General features: G+C 44.0%; 18 protein-coding genes. 17 read left to right on the top strand and 1 reads right to left on the bottom strand.

From position 1 onward, the window contains the following. The first annotated feature begins 16 nt into the window (after window positions 1-16). Window positions 17-3,577, top strand: a complete 3,561-nt coding sequence (gene smc / locus BGM23_RS13490) for a chromosome segregation protein SMC (protein ID WP_015715874.1) — start codon at window positions 17-19, stop codon at window positions 3,575-3,577. 19 nt (window positions 3,578-3,596) lie between these two features. Next, window positions 3,597-4,586: a signal recognition particle-docking protein FtsY gene (ftsY, locus tag BGM23_RS13485; RefSeq protein WP_003232026.1), complete on the top strand. Its 990-nt coding sequence runs from the start codon at window positions 3,597-3,599 to the stop codon at window positions 4,584-4,586. Window positions 4,587-4,622: 36 nt separating this feature from the next. Here the strand turns inward: ftsY and BGM23_RS13480 are convergent, their stop codons facing one another. Next, window positions 4,623-5,108, bottom strand: a complete 486-nt coding sequence (locus BGM23_RS13480; RefSeq protein WP_003245834.1) for an Ig-like domain-containing protein — start codon at window positions 5,106-5,108, stop codon at window positions 4,623-4,625. A gap of 176 nt (window positions 5,109-5,284) precedes the next feature. On the opposite strand from BGM23_RS13480, the gene BGM23_RS13475 reads away from it, so the two are divergent. The 15 genes from BGM23_RS13475 to dprA all read left to right on the top strand — a co-directional run bounded on the left by BGM23_RS13475 (window position 5,285) and on the right by dprA (window position 16,930). Beyond that, window positions 5,285-5,617, top strand: a complete 333-nt coding sequence (locus tag BGM23_RS13475; protein WP_003238590.1) for a putative DNA-binding protein — start codon at window positions 5,285-5,287, stop codon at window positions 5,615-5,617. A gap of 13 nt (window positions 5,618-5,630) precedes the next feature. Then, window positions 5,631-6,971, top strand: coding sequence for a signal recognition particle protein (gene ffh / locus BGM23_RS13470; RefSeq protein WP_003232020.1), 1,341 nt, complete (start codon window positions 5,631-5,633; stop codon window positions 6,969-6,971). A 105-nt stretch (window positions 6,972-7,076) separates the two neighbouring features. After that, window positions 7,077-7,349, top strand: coding sequence for a 30S ribosomal protein S16 (gene rpsP / locus BGM23_RS13465; protein WP_003220815.1), 273 nt, complete (start codon window positions 7,077-7,079; stop codon window positions 7,347-7,349). Continuing rightward, window positions 7,349-7,594 carry a KH domain-containing protein gene (locus BGM23_RS13460; protein WP_014476792.1) on the top strand — a complete coding sequence of 82 codons (246 nt, stop codon included), beginning with the start codon at window positions 7,349-7,351 and terminating at the stop codon, window positions 7,592-7,594. Before rpsP ends, BGM23_RS13460 begins: the two co-directional genes overlap by 1 nt. Before the next feature lie 121 nt (window positions 7,595-7,715). After that, window positions 7,716-8,102: a YlqD family protein gene (locus BGM23_RS13455; RefSeq protein WP_014476793.1), complete on the top strand. Its 387-nt coding sequence runs from the start codon at window positions 7,716-7,718 to the stop codon at window positions 8,100-8,102. Between the two features lie 4 nt (window positions 8,103-8,106). Then, on the top strand, window positions 8,107-8,631 hold the full coding sequence (rimM, locus tag BGM23_RS13450; RefSeq protein WP_003232013.1) for a ribosome maturation factor RimM: 525 nt from the start codon (window positions 8,107-8,109) through the stop codon (window positions 8,629-8,631). Next, on the top strand, window positions 8,628-9,359 hold the full coding sequence (trmD, locus tag BGM23_RS13445; protein WP_003232011.1) for a tRNA (guanosine(37)-N1)-methyltransferase TrmD: 732 nt from the start codon (window positions 8,628-8,630) through the stop codon (window positions 9,357-9,359). Before rimM ends, trmD begins: the two co-directional genes overlap by 4 nt. Before the next feature lie 139 nt (window positions 9,360-9,498). After that, window positions 9,499-9,846, top strand: a complete 348-nt coding sequence (gene rplS / locus BGM23_RS13440; protein ID WP_003220825.1) for a 50S ribosomal protein L19 — start codon at window positions 9,499-9,501, stop codon at window positions 9,844-9,846. Window positions 9,847-9,988: 142 nt separating this feature from the next. Then, window positions 9,989-10,837, top strand: coding sequence for a ribosome biogenesis GTPase YlqF (ylqF, locus tag BGM23_RS13435; RefSeq protein WP_015715878.1), 849 nt, complete (start codon window positions 9,989-9,991; stop codon window positions 10,835-10,837). A 70-nt stretch (window positions 10,838-10,907) separates the two neighbouring features. Next, entirely contained in the window at window positions 10,908-11,675 is a 768-nt protein-coding gene (rnhB, locus tag BGM23_RS13430; protein WP_029317794.1) for a ribonuclease HII, read from the top strand. 31 nt (window positions 11,676-11,706) lie between these two features. Beyond that, window positions 11,707-13,437 carry a hypothetical protein gene (locus BGM23_RS13425; protein ID WP_029726490.1) on the top strand — a complete coding sequence of 577 codons (1,731 nt, stop codon included), beginning with the start codon at window positions 11,707-11,709 and terminating at the stop codon, window positions 13,435-13,437. Next, on the top strand, window positions 13,434-13,715 hold the full coding sequence (locus tag BGM23_RS13420) for a FlhB-like flagellar biosynthesis protein (protein WP_003232001.1): 282 nt from the start codon (window positions 13,434-13,436) through the stop codon (window positions 13,713-13,715). Before BGM23_RS13425 ends, BGM23_RS13420 begins: the two co-directional genes overlap by 4 nt. A 172-nt stretch (window positions 13,716-13,887) precedes the next feature. Then, window positions 13,888-15,045, top strand: coding sequence for an ADP-forming succinate--CoA ligase subunit beta (gene sucC / locus BGM23_RS13415; protein WP_003244732.1), 1,158 nt, complete (start codon window positions 13,888-13,890; stop codon window positions 15,043-15,045). Window positions 15,046-15,073: 28 nt separating this feature from the next. After that, window positions 15,074-15,976, top strand: coding sequence for a succinate--CoA ligase subunit alpha (gene sucD, locus BGM23_RS13410; RefSeq protein ID WP_003238566.1), 903 nt, complete (start codon window positions 15,074-15,076; stop codon window positions 15,974-15,976). A 60-nt stretch (window positions 15,977-16,036) separates the two neighbouring features. Then, on the top strand, window positions 16,037-16,930 hold the full coding sequence (gene dprA, locus BGM23_RS13405; protein WP_014479775.1) for a DNA-processing protein DprA: 894 nt from the start codon (window positions 16,037-16,039) through the stop codon (window positions 16,928-16,930). The last annotated feature ends 84 nt before the right edge of the window (window positions 16,931-17,014 follow it).

The raw sequence follows: 17,014 nt of genomic DNA, 5'->3' as shown, positions 1-17,014 counted from the left end.
CATAAGGAGGATCGCTATGTTCCTCAAACGTTTAGACGTTATAGGATTTAAATCATTTGCAGAACGGATTTCCGTAGACTTCGTTAAAGGCGTGACAGCAGTTGTCGGGCCGAACGGAAGCGGAAAAAGCAACATCACGGATGCCATTCGCTGGGTTCTCGGCGAACAATCGGCACGCTCTCTTCGCGGCGGAAAAATGGAAGACATCATTTTTGCCGGGAGTGATTCAAGAAAGCGATTAAATCTAGCTGAAGTTACGCTTACTCTTGATAATGATGATCATTTCTTGCCAATTGACTTCCACGAGGTGAGTGTCACAAGACGTGTGTACAGATCAGGTGAGAGTGAGTTTCTGATTAACAATCAGCCATGCCGCTTGAAAGATATTATTGATTTATTTATGGACTCTGGGCTTGGTAAAGAAGCATTTTCTATTATCAGCCAAGGGAAAGTGGAAGAGATCCTGAGCAGTAAAGCGGAGGATCGCCGCAGTATCTTTGAAGAAGCGGCCGGGGTGCTTAAATATAAAACGAGAAAGAAAAAAGCAGAAAATAAACTGTTTGAGACACAGGACAATCTAAATCGGGTAGAAGATATATTACATGAGCTTGAAGGGCAGGTTGAACCTCTTAAAATTCAAGCTTCAATAGCGAAAGACTACCTTGAGAAAAAGAAAGAGCTGGAGCATGTTGAAATTGCGCTGACTGCCTATGATATCGAAGAGCTGCATGGTAAATGGTCGACTCTTAAAGAGAAAGTGCAGATGGCAAAAGAAGAAGAGCTTGCTGAATCGTCTGCTATTTCTGCGAAAGAAGCAAAGATTGAGGATACAAGGGACAAAATACAAGCGCTTGATGAGTCAGTAGATGAGCTCCAGCAAGTTTTACTGGTAACTAGTGAAGAGCTGGAAAAGCTTGAAGGCCGTAAAGAAGTCCTGAAAGAACGAAAGAAAAACGCTGTGCAAAACCAAGAACAGCTTGAAGAAGCCATCGTTCAGTTCCAGCAAAAAGAAACGGTTCTGAAAGAAGAGCTTTCGAAGCAGGAAGCTGTCTTCGAAACGCTTCAGGCTGAGGTGAAGCAGTTAAGGGCGCAAGTAAAAGAAAAACAGCAGGCTCTCAGTCTTCACAATGAAAATGTCGAAGAGAAAATCGAGCAGCTGAAAAGTGATTATTTTGAGCTGTTAAACAGCCAGGCTTCGATACGCAACGAACTCCAGCTTCTTGATGACCAGATGTCCCAATCCGCTGTCACATTGCAGAGACTCGCGGACAACAATGAAAAGCACCTGCAGGAACGGCGTGATATTTCTGCGCGTAAAGCCGCATGTGAAACGGAATTTGCCCGAATTGAGCAGGAGATTCACAGTCAAGTCGGTGCATATCGTGATATGCAGACAAAATATGAGCAGAAAAAGCGCCAATACGAAAAAAATGAATCCGCTCTGTATCAGGCATACCAATACGTTCAGCAAGCGAGATCAAAAAAGGACATGCTTGAGACGATGCAGGGAGATTTCTCCGGCTTTTATCAAGGTGTTAAAGAAGTGCTAAAAGCGAAAGAGCGCCTTGGTGGAATTCGCGGAGCGGTTCTTGAGCTGATTTCTACAGAACAAAAGTATGAAACGGCCATTGAAATAGCGCTCGGCGCTTCTGCTCAGCATGTCGTGACCGACGATGAACAATCTGCCCGAAAAGCGATTCAATATTTAAAGCAGAATTCCTTCGGCCGGGCGACGTTTCTGCCTCTTTCTGTTATTAGAGACCGCCAGCTTCAAAGCCGTGACGCGGAAACAGCCGCCCGGCATTCATCATTTCTCGGGGTTGCCAGTGAACTTGTCACATTTGATCCTGCGTATCGAAGCGTCATCCAGAATCTTCTTGGAACCGTTCTGATCACAGAGGACTTAAAGAGCGCAAACGAGCTTGCGAAGCTTCTCGGGCACCGGTACCGCATCGTAACCCTTGAGGGAGATGTTGTGAACCCCGGTGGTTCAATGACGGGCGGCGCGGTTAAAAAGAAAAATAACTCCCTCCTCGGAAGAAGCCGGGAGCTAGAAGATGTGACGAAACGGCTCGCTGAAATGGAAGAGAAAACAGCTCTGCTTGAACAAGAGGTCAAAACCCTTAAGCACTCCATTCAGGATATGGAGAAAAAACTGGCTGACTTAAGAGAAACCGGGGAAGGCTTAAGGTTAAAGCAGCAGGATGTGAAAGGCCAGCTGTACGAACTTCAAGTTGCCGAGAAAAATATCAATACCCATTTAGAGCTCTATGACCAAGAAAAATCTGCTCTGTCAGAAAGCGATGAAGAGAGAAAAGTGCGCAAACGCAAGCTTGAAGAAGAGCTCTCTGCCGTATCTGAAAAGATGAAACAGCTTGAAGAGGACATAGACAAACTGACAAAACAAAAACAAACGCAATCCTCAACGAAAGAGTCTCTCTCCAACGAGCTGACTGAGCTGAAGATCGCTGCGGCCAAAAAAGAGCAGGCATGCAAGGGGGAAGAGGACAACCTTGCCAGATTAAAGAAAGAGCTCACTGAAACAGAGCTTGCGTTAAAAGAAGCAAAAGAAGACTTAAGCTTCTTAACGTCAGAGATGTCATCTAGCACCAGCGGCGAAGAAAAGCTGGAAGAAGCAGCAAAACATAAATTGAATGACAAAACGAAAACGATCGAACTGATTGCATTAAGGCGCGATCAGCGCATCAAGCTTCAGCATGGGCTTGATACGTATGAGCGTGAGCTGAAAGAAATGAAACGCCTGTATAAACAAAAAACAACGCTCTTAAAAGACGAAGAAGTCAAACTTGGACGAATGGAAGTCGAGCTTGATAATTTACTCCAATACTTACGGGAGGAATACAGCTTGTCCTTTGAGGGGGCAAAAGAGAAATATCAGCTTGAAACTGATCCAGAGGAAGCCAGAAAGCGCGTGAAGCTGATTAAACTCGCAATTGAAGAGCTGGGTACCGTGAATCTCGGAAGCATAGATGAGTTTGAGAGGGTCAACGAACGGTACAAGTTTCTGTCGGAACAAAAAGAAGATTTAACAGAAGCGAAAAATACCTTGTTTCAAGTGATTGAAGAAATGGATGAAGAAATGACGAAGCGCTTTAACGACACATTCGTCCAAATCCGCTCACACTTTGATCAAGTTTTCCGCTCCTTATTCGGAGGAGGGCGAGCTGAACTGAGGCTCACCGATCCTAACGATCTGCTTCATTCAGGAGTCGAGATTATCGCTCAGCCGCCGGGGAAAAAGCTGCAAAACTTAAATCTCCTGTCAGGCGGAGAGCGTGCGCTTACTGCTATAGCGCTCTTATTCTCAATCCTAAAGGTTCGTCCAGTGCCGTTTTGCGTCCTTGACGAAGTTGAGGCTGCGCTCGACGAAGCGAATGTGTTCCGATTTGCGCAGTATTTAAAAAAATACAGCAGTGATACCCAGTTTATTGTGATTACCCACAGAAAAGGAACGATGGAGGAAGCGGATGTGCTTTATGGCGTAACCATGCAGGAATCCGGTGTTTCCAAGGTAATCTCCGTTAAGCTGGAAGAAACAAAAGAATTCGTTCAGTAACGAGGAAAGAGGTTAAAAGATGAGCTTTTTTAAAAAATTAAAAGAGAAAATCACAAAACAGACAGATTCCGTATCTGAAAAGTTTAAGGATGGCCTTGAAAAAACAAGAAACTCCTTTCAAAACAAAGTGAATGATCTTGTATCCCGTTACCGTAAAGTGGATGAGGATTTCTTCGAAGAGCTTGAAGAGGTTCTTATCAGCGCGGATGTCGGTTTTACAACCGTTATGGAATTAATAGATGAGCTGAAAAAAGAAGTCAAACGCAGAAATATTCAAGATCCAAAGGAAGTCCAGTCAGTGATTTCTGAGAAACTGGTCGAGATTTATAACAGCGGAGATGAGCAAATTTCAGAACTGAACATCCAGGATGGGCGTTTAAACGTAATCCTTCTGGTAGGTGTAAACGGTGTCGGGAAAACAACAACGATCGGAAAGCTTGCTCATAAAATGAAACAAGAAGGAAAATCTGTCGTACTTGCCGCCGGAGACACTTTCAGAGCGGGAGCCATTGAACAGCTGGAAGTATGGGGAGAGCGTACAGGAGTGCCTGTCATTAAGCAGACGGCCGGAAGCGATCCGGCAGCTGTCATCTACGATGCTGTTCATGCTGCGAAAGCAAGAAATGCCGATGTATTAATTTGTGATACGGCAGGGCGTCTCCAAAACAAAGTAAATCTCATGAAAGAGCTTGAAAAAGTAAAACGTGTTATCGAAAGAGAAGTTCCTGAAGCTCCGCATGAGGTGCTGCTTGCCCTTGATGCCACGACCGGCCAAAATGCAATGGCTCAGGCAAAAGAATTCTCTAAAGCAACAAATGTTACCGGCATTGCTTTAACGAAGCTTGACGGTACGGCAAAAGGCGGTATCGTCCTTGCGATTCGCAACGAGCTTCACATCCCGGTTAAACTAGTCGGTTTAGGAGAAAAAGTTGATGACCTTCAGGAATTTGATCCAGAATCCTATGTGTACGGACTCTTTTCAGATTTAGTGGAAAAAGCCGACGATTAAGAAAAAGGCCCCAACATCTTGGGGCCTTTTTCTTTTTTATCTTCTTACTTGATAGGCGAAATGATAAAGGCTGTTATCAGTGGATACCAGTCTTGACTCACCAGAAAAAACTCTGAATGGGATGATGTCATAGTAATGAACGGAAACAGATGTGTAATACGTATAGTAACCAGCAGCTGGCCCCAAATACATTGGAACCTCAAATGTTCCGTTTGCATCAGTCGTTCCTGAAGCAGTTTGTGTTGTGTTTCCGACCTTCGTGTCCGCTTCAAATCTTACGGGCGCGTTTGGCACTGGCTGTCCGTTTTGGTCGAGTAATTTGCCGCTTACTGTAATATTGTACTTGACTCGCCAATATTGACCTTGTCCGTAATTGATTTTACCGTATACCCCTCCATCTGTGCTGATATTTGTGATTGAGGCCTTATAAGGTGCCTCAGCAGCGTCTGCTTGCTGTGCCGGGAAACCTATTGTAAACAGGGCTGCCAGACATAACATAAACAATAAACCGATTTTTTTCATAAAAATCCTCCTTAAAATAGGGTTCATATACAATATCGGAATAAATTGGATGATATTTAGCGTATTTTGGAAAAGTTAATCGCGGCTTTGACAAGATAAAAACTTGACAGTGTCATTAAAACCGTGTAAACTAAGTTATCGTAAAGGGATTTGACTTAACAAAGGGGAGAGCTCAAATGTCACTCGAAAAGACAACGAGAATGAATTATCTGTTTGATTTTTATCAGTCGTTGTTGACGTCAAAACAGAAGAGCTATATGTCGCTTTATTATTTGGACGATTTCTCCCTAGGCGAAATAGCCGAAGAATATGAGGTTTCAAGACAAGCTGTTTATGATAACATCAAACGAACAGAAGCAATGCTTGAACAATATGAAGAAAAGCTGCTCCTTTTGAAAAAGTTTCAGGAGCGTAAAGAGATGTTTAATAAGCTGAAGGAGCTTGCTTCCGGTTCAAAAGAAGAGGAAGAAATTACAGCTCTGATTGAAGCGCTTGAGAAATTAGATTAGGAGGCGGCAAACTATGGCATTTGAAGGATTAGCCGACCGACTGCAGCAGACGATTTCTAAAATCCGCGGAAAAGGGAAAGTCAGCGAACAAGATGTAAAAGAGATGATGCGTGAGGTCCGTCTTGCGCTGCTTGAGGCTGACGTTAACTTTAAAGTAGTCAAGGATTTTGTCAAAAAAGTAAGTGAACGCGCTGTAGGCCAAGACGTCATGAAAAGTCTGACGCCCGGCCAGCAGGTCATTAAAGTTGTTCAAGAGGAACTGACTGAGCTGATGGGCGGCGAAGAGAGCAAAATCGCCGTCGCAAAAAGGCCGCCGACTGTTATTATGATGGTCGGTCTCCAAGGTGCCGGTAAAACGACAACAAGCGGTAAGCTTGCGAATCTGCTGCGCAAAAAGCATAATCGCAAACCGATGCTGGTTGCTGCCGATATTTACCGCCCAGCCGCAATTAAGCAGCTGGAAACACTCGGCAAACAGCTTGATATGCCTGTTTTCTCTCTTGGCGATCAGGTCAGTCCTGTAGAAATAGCTAAACAGGCTATTGAGAAAGCCAAGGAAGAACATTATGACTACGTCATTTTGGATACGGCAGGGCGCTTGCATATCGACCATGAACTGATGGATGAACTGACCAACGTCAAAGAAATCGCGAATCCGGAAGAAATTTTCCTGGTTGTCGATTCAATGACCGGTCAGGACGCTGTGAATGTTGCCAAAAGCTTTAATGAACAGCTCGGTTTAACCGGTGTTGTGTTGACTAAGCTGGATGGAGACACACGCGGCGGGGCTGCGCTTTCTATTCGCGCTGTCACAAACACGCCAATTAAGTTCGCAGGTTTGGGCGAAAAGCTTGATGCGTTAGAGCCGTTCCATCCTGAACGCATGGCATCAAGGATTCTCGGCATGGGCGACGTGCTGACATTGATTGAAAAAGCACAGGCCAGCGTTGATGAAGACAAAGCCAAAGAGCTGGAACAAAAAATGAGAACGATGAGCTTCACATTGGACGATTTTCTGGAGCAGCTCGGGCAAGTCAGAAACATGGGGCCGCTTGATGAGCTTCTGCAAATGATGCCGGGTGCAGGTAAAATGAAAGGCCTGAAAAACATCCAAGTTGATGAAAAACAGCTGAATCATGTGGAAGCAATCATTAAATCAATGACTGTTCTTGAAAAAGAACAGCCGGATATCATCAATGCCAGCCGGCGGAAGCGGATTGCAAAAGGAAGCGGGACATCCGTACAGGAAGTCAACCGTCTGCTTAAGCAGTTTGATGAAATGAAAAAAATGATGAAGCAGATGACAAACATGTCAAAAGGCAAGAAAAAAGGGTTTAAGCTACCTTTTATGTAATCGGTTATACATGATAAAACCGTTGTTAAGAAAAAACACTTTACAAACACTTTTATCATTGTTAATATACTATCTTGTTGAAATATTTTCGGAGGTGCTAGTAAAATGGCAGTAAAAATTCGTTTAAAACGTATGGGAGCAAAAAAATCTCCTTTCTATCGTATTGTTGTAGCAGATTCTCGTTCACCACGTGACGGCCGTTTCATCGAAACAGTCGGAACTTACAACCCGGTTGCAAAACCAGCGGAAGTAAAAATTGACGAAGAGCTTGCTCTTAAATGGCTTCAAACTGGAGCGAAACCATCTGATACAGTTCGCAACTTGTTCTCTAGCCAAGGAATCATGGAAAAATTCCACAACGCTAAACAAGGCAAGTAATGACTGATCAACACTTGGAAGATTTGATTGTCCACATTGTGACGCCGCTTGTTGATCATCCAGATGACATTCGCGTCATAAGAGAAGAAACCGATCAAAAGATTGCGCTGCGCTTATCTGTCCATAAGTCAGATACCGGTAAAGTTATCGGAAAGCAAGGCCGGACTGCAAAAGCGATTCGAACAGCTGTATTTGCAGCTGGCGCACAGTCTTCTAAGAAAGTTCAATTTGAAATATTTGACTAAAAGGGAGAGGGCCGGCACCTCCCCTTTTTTTACACGCAAAAAAAGGGTAAACTGATAGAAGCTTAGGCAAAATAGAAAAGCCTGGGCGAGTAAAAGTTTTAAAAGCGGGGAGCTTGGTGCGATGCAAATTATTCACCGTGTAGCCGTTATGCAAGTCTTAACCGAGCGCAGTAAAGAAAAGCTTTTAGCTTCTTTTGCCGAAAAGAAACAAATGCTTGAACGAGAATGCAGCCAGCTCTATTTTCAGCTTAGAAAACATGAGAAAGAACAGCAAAACCCTGATATGATTGAACAATTTAAAAAGGCAATAGAAAAGCGAAAAGATGATATAAAAATCATTGATTTTCAAATTGCTCAAGTACATACATTGCCGCTTGGCAGTGAGTTGAAAGAAAAGGAAGTCGATGCGCTGCTGACGATTGAAGCCGGGGATGACTGGCATGAGAAAACAGCAGCGAACACCATCGTCATAAAAGACGGAAAAGTAATTGAAATTCGCCAGAGGTGATCATATGACAAAGCGATGGTTTAATGTAGGCAAAATCGTAAATACCCACGGAATCAAAGGCGAAGTGCGGGTGATTTCAAAAACAGATTTTGCCGAAGAACGATACAAGCCGGGAAACACGCTGTATTTGTTTATGGACGGCCGTAACGAACCAGTGGAGGTAACGGTAAACACACATAGACTGCATAAGCAATTTCATCTCCTGCAGTTTAAAGAAAGACAAAACCTAAATGAAGTAGAAGAGCTGAAAAACGCAATCATTAAAGTTCCTGAAGAAGAATTAGGAGAGCTGAATGAGGGTGAATTTTATTTCCACGAAATTATTGGGTGTGAAGTATTTACTGAAGAAGGCGAACTCATCGGAAAGGTCAAAGAAATTTTGACGCCTGGAGCCAATGACGTTTGGGTCATCGGAAGAAAAGGAAAAAAAGACGCACTCATTCCTTACATTGAATCAGTGGTCAAACATATCGATGTCAGGGAAAAGAAAATTGAGATTGAACTGATGGAAGGGTTAATAGACGAATGAAAATCGACTTTTTGACGCTGTTTCCCGAAATGTTTGAAGGCGTGCTCGGCTCATCGATTCTTCAAAAAGCCCAGGAAAAAGATGCGGTGCAGTTTCAAGTCGTAAATTTCCGGGAGTACTCTGATAACAAGCACAATACTGTTGATGATTATCCTTATGGCGGAGGGGCAGGCATGGTTCTCAAGCCCCAGCCTGTTTTTGACGCGGTCGAGGACCTGACATCAAAGGCAGCCGCTGCTCCGCGTATTATCCTCGTATGCCCGCAAGGTGAGCGTTTTACCCAAAAAAAAGCCGAGCAATTAGCTAAGGAAGAGCATTTGCTGTTCATTTGCGGCCACTATGAAGGCTATGATGAACGCATTCGCGAGCACTTGGTAACGGATGAAATATCAATTGGCGACTTTGTTCTGACGGGCGGTGAGCTCCCTGCAATGATGATCGCAGACAGTGTGGTCAGACTGCTTCCGGGTGTACTGGGTAAAGAGGCTTCCCATATTGAGGATTCCTTCAGCACCGGACTTTTAGAGCACCCGCATTATACAAGACCGGCAGATTACAAAGGTTTAAAAGTGCCTGAAACACTCTTGTCAGGAAACCATGCAAAAATTGAAGAATGGCGGAATAAAGAATCGATCAGAAGGACCTACCTAAGACGTCCGGATCTGTTGAAAGACTACCCGCTTACAGAGCAGCAAAGAAAGTGGATTTCTGAATGGGAAAAAGAATAGATTTTATTGCATAGGCTATGAAATTGTGATAAGATACTACTTGTGGCTTAAGCGGGCTTATCCGCTGCAAGCTTGAAAACGATGTTCCGCTGTGCCGGTTTTTGTGGCCAAGAGCATCTGTTGGAAGGAGTTGAAAACGATGCAAAAACTAATTGAAGATATCACAAAAGAACAGCTTCGTACTGATCTTCCTGCGTTCCGTCCTGGTGACACTTTACGTGTACACGTTAAAGTTGTTGAGGGTAACCGTGAGCGTATCCAGATCTTTGAAGGTGTTGTGATTAAGCGTCGTGGTGGTGGAATCAGCGAAACGTTCACAGTTCGTAAGATTTCTTACGGTGTTGGCGTTGAACGTACTTTCCCAGTACACACACCAAAAATCGCGAAAATCGAAGTTGTACGTTACGGTAAAGTACGCCGTGCTAAACTTTACTACCTGCGTGAACTTCGCGGAAAAGCGGCTCGTATTAAAGAGATCAGACGATAATGATAACGAACGAAAAGAGCTTGTTACCTGTAACAAGCTCTTTTTTTATACAGAATTTGAAAATGCCGGACAGGCATCGTAAAATACATAAAGGACAACAATGAATCATGCATACTGAAGATAAAGGCGGTGTTCGTGTCACATGACAATTCAATGGTTCCCGGGCCATATGGCAAAAGCAAGAAGGGAAGTAACCGAAAAATTAAAATTAATCGATATCGTATATGAATTGGTAGATGCCAGAATTCCAATGTCATCAAGAAACCCAATGATTGAAGATATTCTAAAAAACAAGCCGCGAATTATGCTGTTAAACAAGGCTGACAAAGCAGATGCGGCAGTTACACAGCAGTGGAAAGAGCACTTTGAGAACCAGGGGATCCGCTCTCTGTCTATTAATTCTGTAAATGGACAAGGGTTAAATCAAATTGTGCCTGCATCAAAAGAGATTCTCCAAGAAAAATTTGACCGGATGCGTGCGAAAGGTGTGAAACCGAGAGCGATTCGCGCTTTGATTATCGGCATTCCAAACGTCGGAAAATCAACGCTCATCAACCGGCTTGCAAAGAAAAACATAGCAAAAACGGGAGACAGACCTGGCATTACGACTTCTCAACAGTGGGTCAAAGTTGGGAAAGAATTAGAGCTATTAGATACACCGGGGATTTTGTGGCCTAAATTTGAGGATGAGCTTGTCGGTTTGAGACTTGCAGTCACTGGGGCTATTAAAGACTCGATTATCAATTTGCAGGACGTGGCCGTGTTTGGTCTTCGTTTTCTCGAAGAACATTACCCAGAACGGCTTAAAGAGCGTTATGGCCTTGAGGAGATCCCAGAGGACATTGCTGAGCTGTTTGATGCAATAGGTGAAAAGCGGGGCTGTCTCATGAGCGGTGGGCTCATTAACTACGATAAGACGACTGAAGTCATCATTCGCGATATTCGCACTGAAAAGTTCGGCAGGCTGTCATTTGAACAGCCGACGATGTAAAGGCGCGCAGAAATGCGGGTCTTTATTTTTTCTTGGCTGAACCGATACATATAGTAAGGGAGAAGAGAAAGTGAATACATTAACCGTAAAGGACATTAAAGACCGTTTGCAGGAAGTGAAGGATGCACAAGACCCATTTATTGCCCAATGCGAAAACGACCCGAGAAAAAGCGTTCAAACGCTTGTAGAGCAATGGCTTAAAAAGCAAGCGAAAGAAAAAGCGCTGAAAGAACAATGGGTGAATATGACTTCCTATGAAAGGCTGGCAAGAAACAAAGGATTTCGCTTGATTGCAGGTGTTGACGAGGTCGGCCGGGGGCCATTGGCAGGACCAGTTGTCGCCAGCGCAGTCATCCTTCCAGAGGAATGTGAAATACTTGGGCTGACAGACTCCAAAAAGCTTTCAGAGAAAAAACGCGAGGAATATTACGAGCTTATTATGAAGGAAGCACTGGCGGTCGGGATAGGAATTGTAGAAGCTACTGTGATTGATGAGATCAATATATATGAAGCTTCAAAAATGGCAATGGTGAGAGCGATACAGGATTTGTCGGATACACCTGATTATTTGCTTGTTGACGCAATGACACTTCCGCTCGACACGGCTCAGGCGTCAATTATAAAAGGCGATGCCAAAAGCGTGTCTATTGCGGCAGGTGCGTGTATCGCAAAAGTGACGAGGGACCGAATGATGAGCGCTTATGCCGAAACGTATCCCATGTACGGCTTTGAAAAAAATAAAGGCTATGGGACAAAAGAACATTTGGAAGCTCTCGCTGCATACGGCCCAACTGAATTGCACCGCAAAACTTTCGCTCCTGTTCAATCTTTCAGATAAATCACCATGGACAAGGAGGCACCTTTTTAAAATGAACATACGAAATGATGTGCAAAAGGCGCTGCAGCAGCTTTTCGGGCGTACAGCCGTCCCGCAGGAAACATCAAAAGTAAACGAAGCGCTAAACGGGGAGAAGCGTCTCCTCTTAGGAAAAGTGCTTCGTTTACTAGGAGATCAGCATGCCCTGATCCAAGTCGGCAATCAAACTGTTCAGGGAAAACTTGAAACTCAGCTTCGTCCTCAGGCATACTATTGGTTTTCCTACGAAAAAAAAACGGCAGAGCAAACAGGCCGTCTTCAGGTCGTTCAAAGCTTTGATCAAAATCCTAAAACCATTCAGGATGCAGCTGGCAAACTTTTAAATGCTATTTCAGTGAAGACGTCAAACGCAGCTCTCATGATGACAGGAGCGATGCTGAAAAGCAAAACACCCGTAACAGAAAATGATATCAAAACAGCTGTCCGCTGGATGGACACGCTGCCTTCGCAAGACACAAAAAAAGCAGTTGAAACGGTTCTCTTCGCTTTAAAGCGTGATCTTCCCATTCACTCCGAGATTTTGAATGGTGTTCACGCTGTGAAATCGCCTGTTCCGTTGCATCAGCACGTATCCCAGCTGCTACAGGCAATCGACCAAAACCCTCAGCAGAGCCAAATGATGTCAAAGCTAAAGGAAGCAGTTAAGGTGCTTTTAAATAGTGAAATCGATGTCCATGCAGAACGGCTGATTGATAAGCTTATTTCTTTAACCGACAATACGAAAGCACCTTCTCCGACGAATACAGCTGGAAGTAGGGAGCTTAGCACACCAGCTGGCTCCCCCGGAAAAGCCAGCCTGCCGATTGCAAATCACACAGCAGAACAGGGAAGCATACAAGAAGAGCCTGTTAAAACAGCAGCAGACATTCCAATTAAAGAAGCCCGCCAGCTGCTCGTGAAGCTGACGGAATCTGCTGAAAAAAACAGTCTCCAAATTGTGAAAGAAGCAGCAAATTGGATTAAAGCGGCTGCTTCATCGGGTGATAGTAAGTCACTTGCAGCTTCAGCTGTTTTACAAGCGGCACAAGTCACAGACCAGGAAGCCGAAGTCTTTTTAAAGGCTGTTCAGCAGACAGCACCCCATTTGGCGGATAAGGCAGATGTTCTTTCTTTCTTATCCAAAGTGAAAACGGCAATCGGCGCAAGGGACGAGGTTGGGTTCATTAAAGCGTTTGAACAAGGAAGCGCAGTCACATCTGGCGAAATGCAATCCATCAAGCTGGCTCTTTCTGCCTTAAGAGCATCGCATGAGGTAGCCGAACCAGTCAAACAAGAAGCCGATCAGCTTTTTCATAAATTAAATGGCCAGCTTTTCATGCAGCAGGACCATCCATCATACAGCCAAATTGTAATGTCATTTCCGATGTTTTCGAAGTCAGGGGTTCAGGACATGACTGTTCTGTTTAAAGGAAAGAAAGAAGCGGATGGAAAGCTTGATCCTTCCCATTGCCGCCTTTTGTTTTTGCTGCAGCTTGATACACTAAAAGAAACCGTCGTTGATTGCTTGGTACAACAAAAAGTCATGACCATTACAATAGAGACTGATTTCGAGCTGCAGGCTGCGATCGATCCGATGGTGCCCGCGCTTAAACAGGGGCTAAAGGAAATGGGGTACAGCCTTTCAGGGGTAAACGCTAAAAAAAGGGTTCACACCGAAGAAAAGGCTTCAATCGATCAATATATAACAAGTATCAGTGATCAGGAAGTGGATGTGAAAATATGAAAGAGCAGACACCGATCAGAAAAGCTGTTGCTCTCCATTATGACGAACAAAAAGACAAGGCGCCGAGAGTGATTGCCACAGGGAAGGGCCATGTAGCTGACAACATTATCAAAGAAGCGAAAAAAGCAGGGGTCCCGATTCAAGAAGATCGGACCCTTGTCGAATTAATGCGCCATTTGACGGTAGATGATCAAATTCCTGAAGCTCTTTATGAAACGGTAGCCGAGATTTTTTCATTCATTTACAAATTGGACGAAAGCGTAAAAAACAAAAAATAGCTAAAATATTCCCCATCCTCCTTTGAAATTTATGTTTTTAATAAAGTAAAAGTTTGAATGTTTAGAAGGATTAAAAGATTTTGCATCGAACTGTAGACAATTCTTCCAGTATTATTATAGAATGAAAGCGCAGTCTATTTTAGTTTTGTTACATAAGTTAGGAGGATGGGAAATGAATATCCATGAGTACCAGGGAAAAGAAGTCCTCAGAAAATATGGGGTATCTGTTCCTGAAGGTAAAGTGGCTTTTACAGCAGAAGAAGCAGTTGAGAGTGCAAAGAGCTTATCCAGCTCGGTTTATGTCGTAAAGGCTCAAATTCATGCTGGCGGTCGAGGCAAAGCTGGTGGGGTAAAAATAGCAAAATCATTAGACGAAGTAAAAGCGTATGCCGAAGAACTATTAGGGAAGACCCTAGTTACACATCAGACGGGTCCGGACGGCCAAGTAATAAAACGCTTACTTATTGAAGAAGGCTGCGATATTAAAAAAGAATATTACATCGGTCTAGTGCTTGACCGCGCCACTTCAAGAATCGTTTTGATGGCTTCTGAAGAAGGCGGAACGGAAATTGAAGAGGTTGCGGAGAAAACACCGGAAAAAATCAAAAAAGCTGTCATTGATCCGGCTGTTGGCCTTCAAGGCTATCAAGCCAGAGAAATTGCATTCGCTATTAATATTCCAAAAGAGCTCGTGGGAAAAGCTGCTAAATTTATGCTTGGACTATATAAAGCGTTTGTTGAGAAAGACTGCTCAATCGCCGAAATCAATCCGCTTGTTGTTACCGGCGACGGAAATGTGATGGCGCTTGATGCAAAATTGAATTTTGACAGCAATGCGTTGTACCGACAAAAGGACATTATGGAATACAGAGATTTGGATGAAGAAGATCCGAAAGAAATTGAAGCGTCCAAATATGATCTAAGCTACATTTCCCTTGATGGAAATATCGGCTGTATGGTAAACGGCGCGGGGCTTGCGATGTCCACGATGGATATTATCAAGCATTATGGAGGAGAACCGGCCAACTTCCTTGATGTGGGCGGCGGTGCAACCGCTGAAAAAGTCACGGAAGCATTTAAAATCATTCTTTCTGATCAAAACGTTAAAGGGATTTTTGTCAACATTTTCGGCGGCATTATGAAATGTGATGTCATCGCAGAAGGGGTTGTTGAAGCGACTAGACAAGTTGGTTTGACATTGCCGCTTGTCGTCCGTCTTGAAGGCACAAACGTGGATCTAGGGAAGAAAATCCTTAGTGAATCAGGATTAAACATTACATCTGCGGAATCAATGGCTGACGGCGCGCAGAAAATCGTATCCTTAGTTTAAGAAAGAATGAAAGGCAGGGGACCAAATAATGAGTGTTTTCATTAATAAAGATACAAGAGTTATTGTGCAAGGGATTACAGGTTCTACCGCTTTATTTCATACGAAGCAGATGCTTGAGTACGGCACAAATATCGTTGGCGGTGTAACACCTGGAAAAGGCGGAACAGAAGCGGAAGGTGTTCCTGTATTTAATACAGTGGCTGAAGCAGTTCAAACGACCGGCGCTAACGCGTCTGTTATATATGTGCCCGCACCGTTTGCAGCTGATGCGATTATGGAAGCGGTAGATGCGGAGCTTGATCTCGTGATTTGTATCACAGAACATATCCCGGTTTTGGATATGGTGAAGGTCAAACGCTTCATGGAAGGCAAGAAAACGAGACTGATAGGGCCGAACTGTCCTGGTGTCATTACGCCTGAAGAATGTAAAATCGGCATTATGCCCGGATACATCCATAAAAAGGGTCATGTAGGCGTTGTATCACGTTCAGGAACATTAACATACGAAGCGGTGCACCAGCTCTCAGAAGCGGGTGTAGGGCAATCTACAGCTGTTGGAATCGGCGGCGACCCTGTAAATGGAACAAACTTTATTGACGTTTTAAAAGCGTTTAACGAAGATCCTGACACACACGCAGTCATCATGATTGGCGAAATCGGCGGTACGGCCGAAGAGGAAGCGGCAGAGTGGGTAAAAGCCAACATGACAAAACCGGTAGTCGGTTTTATCGGCGGTAAAACAGCACCTCCTGGGAAGCGCATGGGGCATGCAGGCGCCATTATTTCCGGCGGGAAAGGGACAGCTGATGAAAAAATCAAAACCCTTAATGCATGCGGAATCGAAGTTGCAGAGACACCTTCTGTCATGGGTGAAACCTTAATCAAGGTGCTGAAAGAGAAGAACTTGTTCGAAACTTGTAAAACGCATTAATAAAAAAGGGACAGCCGTCAAGGCTGTTCCTGCTTTTTCTAACAAAAGGAGGTCAATCTATTGGATCAGGCCGCTGCCTGCCTAACGATTTGCAGAATCAATCAATTATTATCCCCATCCCTTCTATTAAAATGGTGGAAAGCCGATCCGTCTATGTCGCTGACATCACCCGTGTTACAAACGGTTACTCGTGATCAAATAAAAGCAGCTGCATTAAAAAACGAAATAGAACAATTTTATCCAAAGCTCCCGCGTGTACTTGCTGCTTATCGTGAGCAAGGCATTAACACCATCCCTATTTCTTCAAAGCAATATCCTTTCTGGCTTAAAAGCATTTATGATCCCCCCGCCGTACTGTTTGCAAAAGGTGATATGACTCTTCTTTCGAAAGGGAGAAAAATTGGAATTGTAGGGACAAGAAATCCAACAGCTTATGGGAAACAAGTTGTCAATCATCTTACAAAAGAGATCTGTCGTAAAGGTTGGGTGATTGTCAGCGGACTGGCGTCTGGGATAGACGGAATGTCCCATGCTGCAAGTATTAAGGCGAAGGGGCGGACAATTGGCGTCATTGCAGGCGGATTTCAACACATTTATCCCCGAGAAAACCTTCAGTTAGCAGATCACATGGCTAAACACCATATCCTGCTGTCAGAGCACCCACCTGAAACTAAACCCCAAAAATGGCATTTCCCTATGAGAAACCGTATTATCAGCGGACTAAGTGAAGGCGTTATTGTCGTTCAGGGCAAAGAAAAAAGCGGTTCGCTGATTACTGCCTATCAAGCATTGGAACAAGGGAGAGAGGTATTTGCCGTACCCGGTTCATTGTTTGACCCTTACGCCGGAGGTCCTATAAAACTGATCCAGCAGGGGGCTAAAGCCATATGGTCAGCAGAGGATATTTTCGAGGAACTTCCTGAGAGAAACGTTCAATATACGGAACCCTTTTGAATTATCGTTTGACAAACGGTATTGTAATATTTAATAATAGTGAGGATTTAAAGTTGCATATTGTTTTCTATTTAATTAATGACG

This window comes from Bacillus sp. FJAT-14266 (genome assembly GCF_001719225.1).
GTDB classification, from domain to species: domain Bacteria; phylum Bacillota; class Bacilli; order Bacillales; family Bacillaceae; genus Bacillus; species Bacillus subtilis.
This window is presented reverse-complemented; position numbering and strand designations above follow the sequence as displayed.